The 16,649-nt window shown below is 71.8% G+C and carries 16 protein-coding genes and 1 pseudogene; 12 read left to right on the top strand and 5 right to left on the bottom strand.

Going from position 1 to position 16,649, the window contains the following annotated elements; genetic code table 11:
• The first annotated feature begins 68 nt into the window (after positions 1-68).
• The 4 genes from ACN9M0_RS39225 to ACN9M0_RS39240 are packed head-to-tail and all read left to right on the top strand — an operon-like array spanning position 69 to position 3,707.
• Complete coding sequence (locus tag ACN9M0_RS39225; RefSeq protein WP_366041022.1) at positions 69-563, top strand: hypothetical protein; 495 nt, start codon at positions 69-71, stop codon at positions 561-563.
• Positions 560-1,705: a peptidoglycan-binding protein gene (locus tag ACN9M0_RS39230; protein WP_426405236.1), complete on the top strand. Its 1,146-nt coding sequence runs from the start codon at positions 560-562 to the stop codon at positions 1,703-1,705. The genes ACN9M0_RS39225 and ACN9M0_RS39230 overlap by 4 nt, the downstream gene beginning before the upstream one ends.
• Positions 1,702-2,466, top strand: coding sequence for an ABC transporter ATP-binding protein (locus ACN9M0_RS39235; protein ID WP_426405399.1), 765 nt, complete (start codon positions 1,702-1,704; stop codon positions 2,464-2,466). The genes ACN9M0_RS39230 and ACN9M0_RS39235 overlap by 4 nt, the downstream gene beginning before the upstream one ends.
• A complete protein-coding gene (locus ACN9M0_RS39240) occupies positions 2,466-3,707 on the top strand; it encodes an ABC transporter permease (protein WP_426405237.1) in 1,242 nt (413 codons plus the stop codon). Before ACN9M0_RS39235 ends, ACN9M0_RS39240 begins: the two co-directional genes overlap by 1 nt.
• Here the strand turns inward: ACN9M0_RS39240 and ACN9M0_RS39245 are convergent.
• Complete coding sequence (locus ACN9M0_RS39245) at positions 3,678-3,980, bottom strand: hypothetical protein (protein WP_426405238.1); 303 nt, start codon at positions 3,978-3,980, stop codon at positions 3,678-3,680. The two genes, ACN9M0_RS39240 and ACN9M0_RS39245, sit on opposite strands and share 30 nt — an antisense overlap.
• Positions 3,981-4,736: 756 nt before the next feature.
• On the opposite strand from ACN9M0_RS39245, the gene ACN9M0_RS39250 reads away from it, so the two are divergent.
• Genes ACN9M0_RS39250 through ACN9M0_RS39260 form a run of 3 tightly spaced genes read left to right on the top strand, consistent with a single transcriptional unit; the run spans position 4,737 to position 6,341 of the window.
• Entirely contained in the window at positions 4,737-5,279 is a 543-nt protein-coding gene (locus ACN9M0_RS39250; RefSeq protein WP_366041017.1) for a TetR/AcrR family transcriptional regulator, read from the top strand.
• 37 nt (positions 5,280-5,316) lie between these two features.
• Positions 5,317-5,847 carry a DUF2867 domain-containing protein gene (locus ACN9M0_RS39255; protein ID WP_366041016.1) on the top strand — a complete coding sequence of 177 codons (531 nt, stop codon included), beginning with the start codon at positions 5,317-5,319 and terminating at the stop codon, positions 5,845-5,847.
• On the top strand, positions 5,844-6,341 hold the full coding sequence (locus tag ACN9M0_RS39260; protein WP_366041015.1) for a DUF6463 family protein: 498 nt from the start codon (positions 5,844-5,846) through the stop codon (positions 6,339-6,341). The genes ACN9M0_RS39255 and ACN9M0_RS39260 overlap by 4 nt, the downstream gene beginning before the upstream one ends.
• 289 nt (positions 6,342-6,630) lie before the next feature.
• On the opposite strand, the gene ACN9M0_RS39265 is transcribed toward ACN9M0_RS39260, so the two are convergent.
• Positions 6,631-7,407, bottom strand: coding sequence for a class I SAM-dependent methyltransferase (locus tag ACN9M0_RS39265; RefSeq protein ID WP_366041014.1), 777 nt, complete (start codon positions 7,405-7,407; stop codon positions 6,631-6,633).
• Positions 7,408-7,543: 136 nt separating this feature from the next.
• Here ACN9M0_RS39265 and ACN9M0_RS39270 point away from each other — a divergent pair, with 136 nt between their 5' ends.
• Positions 7,544-8,200 (top strand): winged helix-turn-helix transcriptional regulator, encoded by a 657-nt coding sequence (locus ACN9M0_RS39270; protein ID WP_366041013.1) that lies wholly within the window; start codon positions 7,544-7,546, stop codon positions 8,198-8,200.
• 518 nt (positions 8,201-8,718) lie between these two features.
• Here the strand turns inward: ACN9M0_RS39270 and ACN9M0_RS39275 are convergent.
• Positions 8,719-11,412 (bottom strand): FAD/NAD(P)-binding protein, encoded by a 2,694-nt coding sequence (locus ACN9M0_RS39275; RefSeq protein ID WP_426405400.1) that lies wholly within the window; start codon positions 11,410-11,412, stop codon positions 8,719-8,721.
• A gap of 235 nt (positions 11,413-11,647) precedes the next feature.
• Between ACN9M0_RS39275 and ACN9M0_RS39280 the strand changes: the two genes are divergently transcribed.
• Both ACN9M0_RS39280 and ACN9M0_RS39285 read left to right on the top strand, forming a co-directional pair.
• On the top strand, positions 11,648-12,109 hold the full coding sequence (locus ACN9M0_RS39280; protein WP_366041012.1) for an RrF2 family transcriptional regulator: 462 nt from the start codon (positions 11,648-11,650) through the stop codon (positions 12,107-12,109).
• A gap of 174 nt (positions 12,110-12,283) precedes the next feature.
• The gene (locus ACN9M0_RS39285; RefSeq protein ID WP_426405401.1) at positions 12,284-12,784 is read left to right on the top strand and encodes a SixA phosphatase family protein; all 501 of its coding nucleotides are present in this window, start codon (positions 12,284-12,286) and stop codon (positions 12,782-12,784) included.
• A 263-nt stretch (positions 12,785-13,047) separates the two neighbouring features.
• Here the strand turns inward: ACN9M0_RS39285 and ACN9M0_RS39290 are convergent.
• A pseudogene (locus ACN9M0_RS39290) lies at positions 13,048-13,230 on the bottom strand (WD40 repeat domain-containing protein); the annotation flags it as partial.
• Between the two features lie 60 nt (positions 13,231-13,290).
• Between ACN9M0_RS39290 and ACN9M0_RS39295 the strand changes: the two are divergent.
• Positions 13,291-13,539, top strand: coding sequence for a hypothetical protein (locus ACN9M0_RS39295; protein WP_399701962.1), 249 nt, complete (start codon positions 13,291-13,293; stop codon positions 13,537-13,539).
• Between the two features lie 120 nt (positions 13,540-13,659).
• Here ACN9M0_RS39295 and ACN9M0_RS39300 read toward each other — a convergent pair whose 3' ends face one another.
• A complete protein-coding gene (locus tag ACN9M0_RS39300; protein WP_426405239.1) occupies positions 13,660-14,442 on the bottom strand; it encodes an SAM-dependent methyltransferase in 783 nt (260 codons plus the stop codon).
• 857 nt (positions 14,443-15,299) lie between these two features.
• On the opposite strand from ACN9M0_RS39300, the gene ACN9M0_RS39305 reads away from it, so the two are divergent.
• The gene (locus ACN9M0_RS39305; RefSeq protein WP_426405240.1) at positions 15,300-16,361 is read left to right on the top strand and encodes an alpha/beta hydrolase family protein; all 1,062 of its coding nucleotides are present in this window, start codon (positions 15,300-15,302) and stop codon (positions 16,359-16,361) included.
• Positions 16,362-16,649: the final 288 nt, after the last annotated feature.

Raw genomic sequence — 16,649 nt, forward strand, 5'->3', positions numbered from 1 at the left:
GACCTTTCGCCGATGTAAACGAAACCGTTGAGAGAAGCGAAACATCCCTCCGCGGCACCGTCTCCGGCATGACGATTCGACGGATCATCCGGACGGCCGCCGCCCCCTCCCTGGCCGCGGCCCTCGCCCTCTTCGCCACCGCCTGCTCGGGCTCTGCCCCGGGCGGGAACGACGGGAGCGTGAACGAGGAGGGCAAGAAGGCCGACCAGGCCTTCGAGCACCGCAAGTGCCTGCGTGAACACGGTCTCGACGTGCCCGAGCCCAAGCCGGGCGAGAACGGCGTGGGACTCACCATCGGCGGCGACGGCATGTCGAAGGAGAAGATGGAGAAGGCGTTCAAGGCGTGCGCGAGCAAGGCCGGCGGCGCCGGGTTCGGCAAGGAGCCGACACAGGCCGACAAGGACAAGGCCCTCGCGTACGCGAAGTGCATGCGCGAGAACGGCTTCAACATGCCCGACCCGAAGTTCGACGGCGGAGCACAGCAGGCCATGCCCATACCGCAGGGCGCGCAGAAGGAGAAGTTCGAGAAGGCTGCCAAGGCGTGCGAAGGCGTCGCCCGATGAGCGGCGGGGCAGCGGACCCGCGGACGGGCGAGCGGCGGCCGCTGGGGCGGCGCCGACTCGGGCTCGCCCTCCTCACGGTCGTCGCCATCGCGGGCGGCGGCGTCGCCGTCACCGCCCTGGCGGCCCCGGAGAAGCCCTCGCCCGGCCGCGCCGACGCCAAGGGGCTGCCGCCCGCCACGGCTCCCGTCACCCGGGGCGACCTCGCCGACAGCTCCCAGCAGGACGGCACGCTCGGCCACCTAGGGGAACGGAAGATCAACGCGGGCGGCCCCGGCGGCACCCTCACCTGGCTCGCCCCGTCCGGCTCCGTCGTGAAGCGGGACGAGCGGCTCTTCGAGGTCGACGGCGAGGCCGTCCGGCTGATGTACGGGGCCGAGCCCATGTACCGGACCCTCAAGACCGGCGACAAGGGCAAGGACGTACGGCAGCTGGAGGAGAACCTCGCCGCCCTCGGGTACACCGGCTTCGACGTCGACGAGCAGTACACGGCGAAGACCGCCGCGGCGGTCAAGCGCTGGCAGAAGTCCCACGACCTGAAGCAGACCGGCAGCATGGGCCCGGACCGGATCGTCTTCGCGGGCAGCGCGGTACGGGTCAAGGAAGCGGGCTCCGATTCCGGTACGGGCTCGGGCGGCGGGGACCGGATCGCTCCCGGAGACCGCGTGACACCCGGCTCCCCGGTCCTCACGGTGACCGGCTCCGAGCGGGTCGTGAGCTTCAGGCTGTCGGCCTCGGAGGCCGGATCGGCGAAGACCGGGACCCGGGTCCAGGTCACGCTTCCGGACGGCACGCGGCTGCCGGGGAAGGTGTCGGCGGTCGGCAAGACCGCGACGGCGGGTGACGATCCGCAGGACAAGACCCCGAAGATCGACATCACGGTCTCCTTCGACGACCCGGCCGAGGCCGAGGGCGTCGACCAGTCCCCGGTCACCGTCGAGCTCACCGGCCAGACCCGCCAGGACGTCCTCTCCGTACCCGTCAACGCCCTGCTCGCCCTCCCCGACGGCGGATTCGGCGTCCAGGTCGTCGAGAACGGAGCGGCGAGGGACGTCAGGGTCGAACTGGGCATGTTCGCACAGGGCAGGGTCGAGATCAGCGGCGACGGGCTGCGCGAAGGCATGAAGGTCGGGGTGCCGTCCTGATGACCGGCACCGTGCAATCCATCGAGGACCCCGGCCCGACCCAGGGCCCGGTCCACCGTGCTGCCCCCTCCCGGGTGCCCGTCGTCGAGCTCAGAGGCGTCGTCAAGGAGTACGCAGGAGGCGTCCGCGCACTCGACGGCGTCGGCCTCACGATCGGCGAGGGCGAACTCGTCGGCATCGTCGGCCCCTCAGGCTCCGGCAAGTCAACCCTGCTCCACATCGTCGGCACCCTCGACCGGCCGACCGCCGGCACGGTCGCGATCGCCGGTCACGACGTCGCCGCTCTCACCGACCGGCGGCTCTCCGCCCTGCGCGCCCGCCACATCGGCTTCGTCTTCCAGGCCTTCCACCTGTCCCCGGGCGTCACCGCCGTGGACAACGTCGCCGAGGGACTGCTCTACTCCGGCCTGCCCCGGGCCCGCCGCCGCAAGCTGGCCGCCGAGGCACTGGCCCGGGTCGGCCTCGCCGACCGTATGGGGCACCGGCCGCACGAGCTGTCCGGCGGTCAGAAGCAGCGCGTCGCCATCGCCCGCGCGGTCGTCGGACAGCCCGACCTGCTGCTCGCCGACGAGCCGACCGGCGCTCTGGACACGGCGTCGGGCGAGGCGGTCATGGAACTGCTGCACACCCTCCACCAGGAGGGCGCGACGATCGCGGTCATCACCCACGACACCGAGATCGCGCAGCGCCTGCCGAGAACGGTCCGGATCCGCGACGGCAAGGTCGTCGCGGACTCCGCCCAGGGAAAGGTCGTGGTCTGATGCCCGGCAGGCGCAAGCGGAGGACGTATCAGGCGGCCGACCGGCAAGCCGTCGCACTCAAAGCCCGCCGGCTCGCCCCGCGCGACGTCCTGCACGTCGGCTCGGCCGGGCTTCGCAGCCGGCCCGTGCGGGTGGTGCTGTCAGCGCTCGGGATCGCCATCGGCATCGCCACGATGATCGCGGTCGTGGGCATCTCGGCCTCCAGCCAGGCGCAGTTGCTCCAGCGGCTCGACGGCCTCGGCACGAACATGCTGGTCGCCAGGCCCGGAGAGGGGATGTTCAGCGGACAGGAGGTGAAGCTGCCCAAGGACGCCGTCGGCATGGTCGGCCGCATCGAGGGCGTGGAGGAGGCCGGCGCGAGCGGGGACCTCCGACGCACGGTACGGCGCTCGCAGATGATCCCGGAAGCGGAGACCGGCGGCATCGCCGTGAAGGCGGCGACCGTGGGGCTGCTCGACGTGCTGCGCGGCACGACGGCGTCCGGCACCTGGCTGAACGCCGCCAACGGCCGCTACCCCTCCGTGGTGCTCGGGCACGTCGCCGCGGAACGGCTGGGCATCGACCGGCCTGGCCGGCAGGTCTGGATCGACGACCGGTACTTCACCGTCGTCGGCATCCTCGACCCCCTGCCGCTCGCCCCCGAGATCGAGCGCTCGGCGCTGGTCGGCTGGGAGAGTGCCCAGCGGCTGCTCGGCTTCGACGGACATCCGACCGCAGTGTACGAGCAGTCCACGGACGCCTCCGTCCGGCAGGTCCAGCGGCTCCTCGCTCCGACGATCGACCCGCAGAACCCGCAGAACGTGTCCGTGAGCGACCCTTCCGAGGTACTCAAGGCGAAGGCGGCGACGGAGGGCGCGTTCTCCACGCTGCTCCTCGGGCTCGGCGGGATCGCCCTGCTCGTGGGCGGTGTCGGCGTCGCCAACACCATGATCATCTCGGTCCTGGAGCGGCGTCACGAGATCGGGCTGCGCCGCTCGCTCGGCGCGACGCGAGGCCAGATCCGGATCCAGTTCGTGACGGAGTCCCTGATGCTGTCGGGCCTCGGCGGCATCGCCGGCGTGGCCCTGGGCGCGGCGGCGACGGCCGTGTACGCGTCCACGGGCGGACTGCCGTGGGTGGTCCCGCCCTGGGCGGCCGGGGCCGGCTTCGTCGCAACCCTCGCGATCGGCACGGTGGCGGGCCTGTACCCGGCGGTCCGCGCCGCCCGCCAGTCACCGACCCTGGCGCTGGCGGCGGCGTAGCGGACCGGCCCGCGGCCGCCCGGCGGATCCGAGCCGACCGCCTGCGGAGGCGACGTTGTTCTGCCGGGGGCCGACGAGCGTGCGGTGCCGGGCCTCGTAGCGGGCGAACGCCGCCTCGTGGCCCGCGGGTTCGGCGGCCGGCTCCTCGGCGAGCGTACGGGCGCCCGCCATGGCGAGGGCGGAGCCGTCACCGAACAGGGACACCGACGAGGCGGCGTCTCCGAGGAGCGTGATCCGGCGGTCGGCCCAGTGGCCGAGGGGGACCCGGCTCACCGAGTCGAACCACAAGGTCGTCGGCGGCCCGGGCCCGGTCGAGGAGCTCGGGCACACGCCAGCCGGAGCCCCTGGTAGGCATCGGCGAGGACGTCCTTGTGCTGTTCGACCCACCTGGTCCTGGGCGGTTACCCTTTCCGTTGCCGCCAAGTGCCCAGCTCCTTCGACGCCTTGCCGAACGGCCCGAACTGAGGCCGCAGCTTTCGCGAGTCCAGCCCGGCCCTCGGTGGCTCTTCCCGGGCATGGGCCCGGGCAGGTCGATCTCGACGCACGGCATGACCCAGAAGCTCAACCGGTGCGGCATTCCGGTTCGCACCGCGCGCAACGGAGCGCCGGCCGCCCTCGGTGCCGATCTCCCGAGCCCGATCCTCGCCGACGTGACGGGGATGCATCGCCACACCGCGCTCCGTCGGGTCGCCCACGCCGGACGCGACTTGGGCCGAGAGCCTTGCCGCACGCGCTGAGGACGAGGCGGGCAAGCGGAGAAGAAGGGGAACAGTGCACGGTCGAAATGACCCCCTCCCGCCAGTGAAGTGAGCGCCTTCCACCCACGAATCGCCCCGTCAGAGCGAGGTGTTGGATCCATTCCGATGTCCCCGGCATCGGTCGTGTGCCGGCGCGTCCTGGCATTCGACGCTTCAGGTGAGTCAGCACCCTCTTCGTACGCGCCTGCGGGGCACTCACCCCCTTCCTTGCCTCGAACGCGCCTTGCTAGAGTGCCATACCAAACCTTTTGGTATGGCGTGAGGAGTCAAGGTGAGCGCAGGGAGTTCGGCGTGGCTGGAGCAAGGCTTGGCGCTGCTGGCGGAGCAGGGCGCGCCGGCGGTGACGCTGGAGCGGCTGTGTGAGCGCATGAGCATGTCGAAGGGCGCCTTCTACCACCACTTCGGATCGATGCCGAAGTATCGGACCCGGTTGCTCGGCCACTTCGAGGCCAGGTTCACCACGGCGATCATCGATGGGGTGGAAGTGATCGAATCTCTCCCAGCCCGGGAGAGGTTGAGCAGGCTCCTGACAGAAGCGACCAAGGACGCCGGCCTGCCGCTGGGGGTCGCGATGCGGGCCTGGGCGAAACAGGATCCGGAAGCGGCGCGGGTGCAGGAGCGTGTGGACGCAACACGTATCGGATATCTGCGGGGTCTGTGCGAACAGGCCGGCTACGACAGGCCGGATCAGACGGCCAAGATGCTCTACCTGATGCTGGTCGGCGCGGAGCACCTGATGCCCCCGCTCCCGAAATCAGAGCTGCGTGGAATGTACGAGCTGCTGCTTCCGCTTCTGGATCAGTCGGCCTCCTGACTCCCTCGCTCCCGCCGTATCAAGGAGGACACACCTCATGAACATCATCGACGCCACTCCCGAACTGGCCTCCGTACTCTCCGGCGCCGACCACATCGACGTGAAGACGGCCGAATCCGCAGCGACCCTGCGGGAGTTCGTCGCGGGAGCCATGGGCTGGCAGCCCGGCTGGATGAGGGCGTTGTTCCGCGCCAGGACGGTCCTGGCCAAGTTCCTGCGGCTGCGCGATTCCTACGTCCCGGTCGGCCGGCCGCTGCGACCCGAGGAGATCTCTTTCAGCCCCGGCGACAAAGTCGCCTTCTTCACCGTCACTGACGCCGTTGTCGACCGGTACATCGTCCTGGCGTCAGCCGACACCCATCTGACCGGCTATCTCGTGATCGTCACGGCGCCCTCGGCAGGCGGTCGCGCCAGGTTCGAGATGGCCACCATCGTGAAGTACAAGCGTTGGACCGGGCCGCTCTACTTCAACGTCATCCGTCCCTTCCACCACCTGATGGCCATCGGTATGACACGCGCGGGCGCACGCTCGTCAGCCAGCGCTCCGGAAAGGAACACCGCATCGTGAACACCTCCGTGCGCCCGGAATCCCGTAAGTCCAACGCCGCGGGTCTCCGCCTCTGGGTTCCCCGCCTGATGCTCTCCGCCGCCGCGGTGCACATGATGGTGGGCTTCACCGCCTCGTACTCGCAGTGGAGTGGCGTCATTTCCGACGGACTCTGGAATACCGTCAGCAATGACCACGATGCCCGCATGACGGCGATGTGGTTCATGATCAGCGGAGTGGCTCTCTTGGGTCTCGGGCTCCTCACCAGGCGATACGTGATCGCCACGGGCGCGATGCCCGCGGAGACCGGATGGATCCTGCTGACACTCGGGATCCCGGTGTCACTGCTCGTTCCGGTCTCGGGCGGCTGGTCGCTGATCACCATTGGCGTGCTGGCCTTGGTGACGTCGAGGCGCGACCGCTTCGCGACGGACTTCGACCGAGTAGCTGCTCGACGAACGGGAGGGGCCGTCGCGTCGGGGGCAGCCCAAGGGAATAGCGCACGGTCGGAATAGCCCCTCCCGTCAGTGGTCCTCCATCTTCCCGTCATCCCTCGCCGCGGACCGGACCGGACCGGACCGGACCGGACCGGACCGACTATCAGGTCCGCTCCGCCGTACACCCCAGTACCTGCTCTCAGGGGCATGCGGGAGATGTGCCGCGCTGGAACACGTGAGCGCGCTGATGTCAGGGCAACGGCGCGCTGCCAGGCGGCCCGGACTGCGCAGAGGGGACACCTGAAGGGCGACGCAGAGTGTGCTGGTGGACCGATCACGAGCGTTGCCGACAGGGTGCGTCTCGTCGTCAGGGCCGGACCACCGTGAGCAGGTAGGCGGAGTCCGCGCGGACCGTGCCGTCGGCCGCCGTGTGCTCGGCGAAGACGGCGGCGAGGTCCTGGTGCAGGGCCGGCCAGGAGCCGTCGGCCAGCAGCCGGCACCGCTCGGCCTGGAGGTGCCCGGCGGTGCGGACCCAGAACGCGGCGGCGGCATCTGGTGAAGCGAAGGCGAACGGCACCCGCTCGGTCGTCACAGACACCTCGTGACCGGCGAACAGGGCGCGTACGTACGCCGCGTCGCCCCACCGTACGGGCGGCTGGCCGCCGGGCGGTGGGGTCGGCAGGTAGGGGCCGGCTGCCCGGTTCGCGGCGGCCATGAGCCCGTCCGGTGTCCACGCGGCGGACACGATCCGCCCGCCGGGCGCGCAGGCACGGACGAGGGCGGCGGCGGCCCGCGCGTGGTCGGGCGCGTACATGGCGCCGAAGGCACTGAGGACGCGGTCGTAGGTGCCGGGGAGGCAGTCGGTGTCGCCTTCCTCGAAGGCGACCGCGAGCCCTTCCTCGCCCGCCCGGCGCCGTGCGATCGCGAGGAGTTCCGGGGTCGGGTCGACGGCGGTCACGGCGGCGCCGGCGCGGGCGGCGGCGAGGGCGGCGTTGCCCGTGCCCGTACCGACGTCCAGGACGGTCGTCCCGGGTCCGGGCGCGGCGGCGGTGACGATCCGGTCGGCGGCGGGGCGCAGGTGGACGGCCATGGCCGGGTAGTCCCCGGCGGCCCAGGTGGAGGTGGCGTTGCTCGGGCTGGTCATGCTCCGAGCGTCCTATGCTCGGCCCTGTGGGGGCCGGTACAAGATCTGGACCGGAGTGGGCACGGGGTCGGGGGTACGGTACGTGACGGGGCGAGGGACGCGACACGAGACACGGCGGGGGATCGAGTACTGCCCCGTGACGGCCGGGGTGGAGGCGGTCGGTGACCGTTGGACCCTGCTCGTGCTGCGCGAACTGCTCCTGGGCTCCGAGCGGTTCAACGACCTGCACCGGGGGCTTCCCGGGATCAGCCGCACCCTCCTGTCCGCCCGGCTGCGCCGGATGGGCGCGCACGGCCTGGTCGCCCGCATGACCGACCACGACGGCCGCCCCGCGTACCGCCTGACTCCGGCGGGCGCCGCGCTGGAGCCTTTGGTGTGGCAGCTCGGCGACTGGGCCCGCCGCTGGTCCTTCGGCGATCCCACACGCGAACAGCTCGACGCCGGGTGGGTGCTGTGGCGTCTGCGGCAGTATGTGCGGCCCGAGGCGCTCCCGGAGCGGCGCGTGGTCGTCGAGTTCGCGCTCCGGCTCGCGGAAGAGCCGGACGAACGGGCCTGGCTGGTCCTGTCGGGCCGGGGCTCCGGGGACGACGTCAGCGCGTGCCGGGTGCACCCCGGCTACGAGGTCGACGTCTGGGTCGGCGCCGATCTCGCCGAGACCCACCGCCTCGTCGCCGGCACCACCACCCTCGCCGCCGCCCGCCGCGCCGGCCATCTCCATCTGGACGGCGACCCCGACCTGGTGGCAGCCTTCCCCACCTGGTTCGCCTGGCGCACCCCGCACGACACCCGTTAGTTTGGTCTTTGGCCGTGAGGATGAGTCTGCTGCATCACGATGCCCGGCGAGAGCCGTCGGCCGAACTGTCATGCTTCCGGGGCAAGTTCTGCTCCCGTCTCACCGCCCGCCCGATGCCCTGTTCGAGCTCGCTGACGCTGTCCTGTGCGGGAACGGGCCGGTGAGTCACTGACCGAACTGTCGCTGGTGGGCGAACACCGCCGCAGGCACACAGGGCTCTACGCTGCGCTCGCCCAGGGCCGGGTCGACGCGGAGGCGCGTTCTGCTGCCGGCCGACGTCTCGTGATCCGCAACGGGACCACCGACCCCGCACCGTGGTCACCTCGCCCGGACCGGTCGAGGTCACCGCGCACCCGAAGGTCCTCCAAGCGCGGGGCATCTCGCCCCGCACCTGCGCATGTGGACTGGCTGGAGACGGCGGCCGGACCGGTCGCCGCGACGACGAGGGCACGTCGTGCAGCCCCTGTCAGTCGCGCAGCACGTGCCGGCCTCCGTCAGCCCCGCAACCCGGCCCCCCGTCAGCCGCGCAGCCCGGCCAGCCTCCGGCTGTCGAGCGGCGACGCCCGGCGATCGAGGCGCTGTTCGAGGAGCTGACGGGCGGTGTCGCTGTGACCCGCCTCCACCAGCGCGTACAGCAGGGTCTCCTCGACGACCTCGCGCTGTGCAGCGCTGCCTCCCACGCGGTGCAGCGAGGGCAGCAGTCCCGAAAGGTCCCGTACCGCCGTGGCCCACTCCTGCTCCAGAACCGCCTCCAGCGCCCCGCACAGCGGGACGATGACCTCCCGCTGCACCGGGTCCGCGCCGGCCGCGTGGGTGCGCAGGCGGCGGAGTGCGGGGAGGTCGCCCGCGGCGGTGAGCGCGACGGCGCTGTGCAGGGCAGTGAACGCGGTCGCGGGGCGTTCGACCAGATCGCGGGCGACCGCGTCGAGCACGCCGGCGACCGGGACGCGGCCGGTCCAGTTCCGGGACATGCGGGCCCGCCACAGCAACGACCCGGAGTCGACGAGCGCCCGCACCCCGTTCACCTGGCCCGGGGCGAGCTGGGCGAACCACCGGCGGCGCACGGCCGCGGTGTCGTCGAGGGCCAGTTCGTGGAGCGCCACGTGCCAGGAGAAGTGCGCCCGGTGTACGGCCCCCCGCCCCTGGCCGCCGATCCAGCCGTCGAGCCAGTCCCGGCCGACGCGGTGCTCACCGGACTCGTAGTGGACGTGGGTGAGGGCGTGCACGGCGTGGCCGGAGGCGGGCTCCGCGCCCAGTGCCGCCCGGGCGAGCTCCCCGGCCTCCTCGATCCGCCCCTGCTCCTGCCGGACGAAGGAGAGCAGAGAGGTGTGGAACCAGTGCCCTTCGTAGGGCGAGGCGGTCCGCTCCACCAAGTCCACGGCGAGGGTGCCGTCGAGGTCCGTGACGCCGGAGAAGGCGATCGTGGGGACCGCGATGCCGAGCGCGAACGCGTCGGCGGGGAAACGGCCGAGGTGCTCCAAGAGCGCTGCGTCACCGTTGCCCGTTCCGAGACCAGTGCCCGCACCGCCTTTCTGGGCCTCGTGCGCCATGACGCGCCGCGTGGCGAAGTCGACGAACGACCTCTCCCGCTCGTCCCCGCGTTCCCGCACACTGCGCTGGGCATCCGCGAGCTCCCGCGCGACGTCGACGTCCGCCCCGCACTCGTGACCGAGCAGGGCGAGCGCGGCGTGCCCGAGGGCGAACCCGGGGTCCAGTTCGGTGGCCCGCGCGAACGCCTCGGCTGCCTTCGCCCGTACGGTGATCACACGGCCGAGCCCACAGCGGAACGACGCGGCGGCTGCCGCATGGGTGGACAGCGGCAGTCCGAACTGGTCGGTGGGCCGACGGCGAACCGATCGGGGGGTGCCGGCGAGCGGAGCGAGAACGGCCTCGGCGACCTCCTTGGCCTGGCTCCGGATCTCGGGGATCGCGGTCGTCTCCCACAACTCGCCGCGGCGAGGCGCGCCCAGCGTGAACAGCGGCCGCCCGTGATGGCCCGTGGCGGCGACCAGCCGGCCCCCATCGGTGGACACACCGATGCCCAGCGGCCCGGGTACGGCGAGGCCGTCGGCCAGCAGCCCGCTCCACAAGGGGTCACAGCCGGCGTCGGCCCGCAGCCCGGGCCCCGTACAGTCCACCACCCAGGCCACGCGCAGGACACCGCCGTCGGCGAGGGAGACGACGAGGCCACCGTCCCCTCCGGGCGCCACCGTGGCGACCCGGCCCGAGTGGACGCGGAGTCTGCGGGCGGCGCGCGCCCGGGCGACCGTCTCGGCGGTGGACGGCGCCATCCGGTGCCGGTGGACGTTCCACGGGGTGGCGTCGCGGCCGAGGAACTCCGCCCGCTCCTCGTCGGTGAGGCCCTCCCAGAGCCGTACGATCTCGGGCCGCAGCCCGTCGAGTGCGGGCCGCCAGTCGCCGTGGACACGGCGCGTGGCGGCGAAGTGCCGCGTCAGCTCCCTGCGGAGACGGTGGAACGGAAGACCGACGAGGCCCGGCGGCGGCTCCACGGGGGGCAGCGGGGCGACCGCGTGAGGCTGGGGGAGCAGTCCACTCCGGGACACGGCGTGCACCGTACGGCCGGGCCGGTCGAGGACGAGCGCGAGATCGACCGCTGTGAGACCCGTACCGACGAGGAGGATGTCGTCCGACTCGCCCACGGCGTCGAGCGCCCCCGGCGCCCAGGGGCGGGCGATGAACCGCTCGGAGGCGACGAGCTCGGCCGGGGCCCAAGCCGCCCGGCCCGCCGCGGGCCCGGTGGCGAGGACCACGCTGTCCGCCGTCACCGTGCCGCCGTCGGCGAGCCGGAGCTCCAGCCGCCCACCGGCCGCGTCGGTGCACCCCGTCGCCCTGGTGCGCAGCCGCCGCACGGAGACCGTGCCGTGCGCCGTGATGATGGCGCGCCCGAGCGTGTCGGCGAGATACGAGCCGTAGCGGTACCGGGGGGCGAAATCCGCCGCGGTGACGGTGGGTTCGCCGTGTTGGCAGAGCCAGCGCCGGAAGTGGCCCGGGTCGTCCGGGTAACAGCTCATGCCGCCCACGGGCACGTTGAGCCGGTGCTCGGGGACTTCGGTGGCGTACGCGATGCCCCGCCCGGCCTCCGGCGCGGGGTCGACGAGGACCAGATCGAGCGGGGTACGGCGCCGGGCCGCCGCTTCGCACAGTTGGACGGCGACGAGGGCCCCCGCCGCGCCCGCGCCGACGACGGCCACGGTCGGACGCGGAGGGGAGGACGCGGCGGACGACGGGGAGACGACAGGCACCACGGACACCACGGAGACCTCCGAACCAGGGGCGGGCACTGCAGGGCCAATGTTCACTATGTCGATGAACAAAGTGGACTGACAATGCAGCTTCAGGACAACAGCGCCGCGCCGGATCGCCGTTGACGAGTACGGAACACGCCGCCGCAGGTCAGGTTCCCGTCCCTCGTGAGACATTGAGTGCGTGAGGATCTCAGCACGAACGGACTACGCCATCCGGGCCATGGCCGAGTTGGCCTGCTCCCCGGACCGGCCCCTCAAGGCCGAGGACATCGCCGGGCGCCAGGACATCCCCGTACGCTTCCTCTTCGTCGTACTCAGCGAGTTGCGACAGGGACGCCTGGTACGGAGCGTACGCGGCCCCGATGGTGGGTACAGCCTCACCCGGCCGCCCGCGGAGATCACCCTCGCCGACGTCATCAGAGCGATGGACGGACCGCTCGTCAGTGTGCGCGACCTGAAACTGACGGGCCTGGAGTACCAGGGCGCGGCGGCTTCCATGCCGGACGTGTGGCGTGCCGTGCGGACGAGCCTGCGTCAGGTCCTGGAGGGCACGACCCTCGCCGACCTGGCGGCGGACGCACTGCCCGAGCTCGTACGGGACCGGGCCCGCGACTACAACGACGACGTACGGACGTATCCGTAGCGTCGATGGCCGACGGCGGCCCCACCCCCTACGCTCAGGAACGTGCCACCGTCCACCGAGACCCCCGATCCCACCGAGACCCCCGATCCCGCCGGGACTCCCGATCCCGCCGGGGCTCCCGATCCCGCCGGGACTCCTGCGTCCACCGGGTCCGGCGCCACCGGGCCGCGCCGGCTGTTCGTCCTGAGACACGCCAAGAGCGCCTGGCCCGAGGGCGTACCCGACCGGGACCGCCCTCTCGGCCCGCGCGGCCTGCGCGACGCACCGGTGGCCGGGCGCTTTCTGGCGGAGCCCGGCGGGCTGCCCGATCTGGTGCTGTGCTCCCCGGCCCGGCGTGCCCGAGAGACGTGGGACCTGGCCGCCGCTGAACTGGAGCGCCCTGTCGCGACCCGTCATGATCCGCGGCTGTACGGGGCGGACGAACAGGACCTCCTCGACGTCCTCCACGACGTGCCCGACGAGGTCGGCACCTTGCTGATCGTCGGGCACAACCCGGGCTTGGAGGACCTGATCACGCTGCTCGCGGGCGGTTCGGTCGGGACGGCCCTGGACCGTGTACGGACCAAGTTCCCGACCTGCGCGCTCGCCGTCCTGACCTGGCATGGCACCTGGGCGGACCTCGGCCCGGGCGAGGCGCTCCTGACGGAGCTGCGGATCGCCCGCGGGTCGTCCTGAAGGTGTGCCGGACGGCCGCCGGTCCGCATGACGCCCACGACGTCGGCCGTACCGTCGCAGCCGAGCTCCCCGCCCGGGGCGTGACCGTGACGTCCCGTTCCGCCGCCCCGGGACCGTGGTGCGGCACTCAGTCGCACACGGGCCCGGTGGACCGCCCCGGCAGGTACGCCGTGCGCTCCGCGGGGTGAGGTCGCGGCCGACCGTGCGGCAGATCTTCTCGATGGCTTCGTCGGCCGGGTGAGGCGGACCTCCCACAGCCGGGCCGTCCGGTCCGCGCTGCCGGTGGCGAGGGTGCGGCCGTCCGGGCTGAAGGCCACGGCGGACACTGCGTCGAAGTGCCCCCACAGGGTGGTGCGGGACTTCCCGGCGGCCACGTCCCACAGCATCGCGGACGAGTCGATGCAGCCGGTGGCGAGAGCCCGGCCGTCAGGGCTGAGCGACGTCACGCGAACCGTGCCCTGCCGAGCCGGGTGTCGTCGGAGAACTGCGTCCCGTAAAACAAGGCGTTGCCGGAGAACCGAGCCGCGTTGAACGCCTACGTCAACGCGATCCTGAGGCTGCGCGCGAAGGACGCGACCGCCGGATTCAGGGCGCGGCGGGCCGAGGCCCTGCGGGTGATCGACCTGACCTCCGTGCACAGCAACGGCTATTCCTTCCGGGTCGAGATGAACCACCGCACCGTCCGGCGGGGGTTCACCTCGACCCGGAAGTACCGATTCGCTTCGAGGAACGCGAGCGGGGCGCGTCGAAGATGACCCTGGGCGTACAACTCGAATCCGCCCTCACCCCCTGGAAGCTGCGTTTCGGTCGGCGAGCGCGGCTCCCTCACACGCAGAGGTGACGTAGGTGATTGCGTTCACCTACGTACCCGCCCTCTACTTGCGGCCCACGCCCGCGTACATCGCCACGTCCGGTGTCGGCGCCTGCGGCCGCCACGCCGAGCAGGACACCACGCCGGGCTCCAGCAGGTCCAGGCCGTCGAAGTAGCGCGCGACGCCGGCCGGGGTCCGCTGGGTGAGCTTCGGGGTGCCGTGCTCGTTCCAGAAGGCCACTGCCGCGTCGACGTCCGGCATGTCGGGGTGCGTGACCGTGTGGGACAGGACGAGGTGGCTGCCGGGGGCAAGGGCGTCCATGAGCCGGCGGACGATCGCGTACGACTCCTCGTCGTCCTCGACGAAGATGACGACCCCGAGCAGCATCAGCGCGACCGGCTGCGAGAGGTCGAGCGTCTTCGCGGCGGCGGCCAGGATCGTGTCGACGTCGCGCAGGTCCGCGTCCAGGTAGTCGGTGCGGCCCTCTGGCGTCCCCACCAGCAGAGCGCGGGCGTGCGCCAGGACGAGCGGGTCGTTGTCCACGTACACGACCCGGGCGTCGGGGGCGACGCGCTGGGCGACCTCATGGGTGTTGTCGGCGCTCGGCAGCCCCGTCCCGATGTCCAGGAACTGCCGGATGCCCTGCTGCTCTGCCAGATACCGAACCGCCCGGCCGAGGAACAGCCGGTCGGCCTTCGCGTACTCCCCGATCCCGGGGTGCAAATCCCGGATCCGGTCCCCGGCTTCCCGGTCGACCGGGTAGTTGTCCTTGCCGCCGGTCCAGTAGTTCCATATCCGGGCGGTGTGGGGCCGGGACGTGTCGATGCGCGATTCGATGTCGGTCACACCTTCAACGTAGCGCAGCGCACCAGGCAACTCCCCAGCAGCTAACGGGCATTGCCCTGTTGTTCACGAAGACACTGCTCGACGCGCCGACGACGCGGCGTCCGCCCACCGCCCTGGCCCAACGCCCGCACGCCACGGCCGCCTTCACCTGGACCGCCCGCGCGGCTCAGGTTGCCGACCCGGCTGCGGGATCGCGGACTAGTAGAGGCGACCGCGGCCATGCGCCGCCAGTCGAGGTGTGAGGCCGTCAGGGACGGCCGCACCATCTTTCCCCCGGACACGCTCCCTTGACGGGCGGTCCATGTCATCGCGACGGGATTCGGCACCCTCGCTGCTTCAACCGCTCGTGATCGAAACATTATTGATCGATGTTCAGGCAATCGCCAGGCAAAGCCCGCGGGAGATGATCACCATGCCTGAGGTGATAGGTGCCACCCTGCGCCCCCGCCCCCTGAGCACCGCCGACGTGGAGCACATGACCGTGTACCGCACGCCTGCCGGCGCAGCCGCGCTGTGGAGCCGGGCTGCCACGATTGCCCCGGCCACTGCACGGGAAACCGGGCAGCTGTCCTGTGCTGCCGAAGTTTGCGCGTGTGCCATCGAAGCGTGCGCGGAGCCGGGGCTGGCGCCCATCCGGCCTGCCGGGGCCAGGGCATCGCGGTGACCGCGCCCCTCACCCGGCTGGTGTTTCGCCCGGGGGGACGATCCGTGCGACTGGAGTACGGCGGCGGGGCGTCGCGCCGGGTGTACGAGCGGACGGCTTCCGTTCGGAGCAGGCTCTGCGTGGGTGTCCCGGATTCACAAATCGGGGATGTCCCTGATGGTGCAGCCGGGCGTGGCCGACGACGATGCACCGTATGACCATACCCGTCCTGCCGGCGCCGACCGGGGCGCATCCAGTCGGTACCACGTCGGTGTACCTCGAGGATGTCTCCCGCCGGGACCCGTGGGTCGCGGACGCGTCGACGCGCGAGCTGATGATCTCGGTCTGGTACCCGGCAGCATGGTTGTCCGGTCCACGCGCCCGTTACCTGACGCAGGCCGAATCGGCGGAGGTCCTGGCCGGCCAGCAGGTGGCAGTCGGGTCCGACGTGCTGAGTTCGGTGCGCACCCACGCGCTGCTGGACGCCCCACTCGATTCCGGGCTGCGGGAGCTCCCGCTGATCGTTCTGTCGCCCGGCTTCACCCGGCCCCGCGCCACGCTCACCTCGATCGGCGAGGACCTGGCCAGCCACGGTTATGTAGCGGTCGCGGTCGACCACACCTATGAGACTGCGGCCACCACCTTTCCGGACGGCAGGGTGGCCGCCTTCGCCCTCGGTCGCGGGTTTCCGCGCACCCCGGAGTTCTGGCACAAGGTGAAGACCGGGCGCGCCCGCGACGTCTCCTTCGTGCTGGACCAGCTGCTCGGCAGCAACCCGCCCTGGGCGGGCGCGGCAGCTCTGGCCCCGGACCGGATCGGCATGGCGGGACATTCCGCGGGCGGCGCGGCCACCATCGCGGCGATGCTGGCGGACGAGCGCATCCGCGCCGGCAGCGACGTGGACGGCAGTACCGACCCGCTGATTCCGGACACCGGCCTGTACCGCCCGTTCCTGTTCCTCGGCCGGGACGGCCAGTACTCTCCCGGCGACGGGCCTGCCGCGGACACCTGGGCCCGAGACTGGCCGCTACTGACCGGCTGGAAGCGCTGGCTGGTGGTGGCGGGCGCCAAGCACCAGTCCTTCACCGATCTCGGCCTGCTCGCCGACCAACTCGGCATGCCGCTGGGGGCGGCCACCTCGGGGTTGCGCACCATGGCGATCACCCGCACGTACCTGAGGGCCTTCTTCGGCCAGCATCTGTGCGACGCTCCGCGAACACTGTTCGACCGCCTGGGTGCGGACCACCCCGAGGTGCGGTCCTGCGTGCCGGCCTGACCGTCCGGCGGGTGGGGGATCGAGGGAATGCTTGCTTGCGGCCGGCTGTCGGCGTACCAGTGACCGTGTTCTTCCGCACCTGGCTGAGCACTTGAACAGGTGCGCGGACACGACGAACAGAAGACCTCCAAGACGTGAGGACGTCCTCGGCTGGGGCCGGGCAGGCAACCGCACCGTAGGGAGCGCCAGCCACGTCCCCGAACTCAGCGGCCGCATCCTCAGTCGGCTGAATATGAGGAATCACCGCGACGGCTCTACTCTGCGCCCCGTGATCACCGCCGGTCTGTA

This window comes from Streptomyces sp. R-07 (assembly GCF_049913175.1).
In the GTDB taxonomy this organism is placed as follows: Bacteria; Actinomycetota; Actinomycetes; order Streptomycetales; family Streptomycetaceae; genus Streptomyces.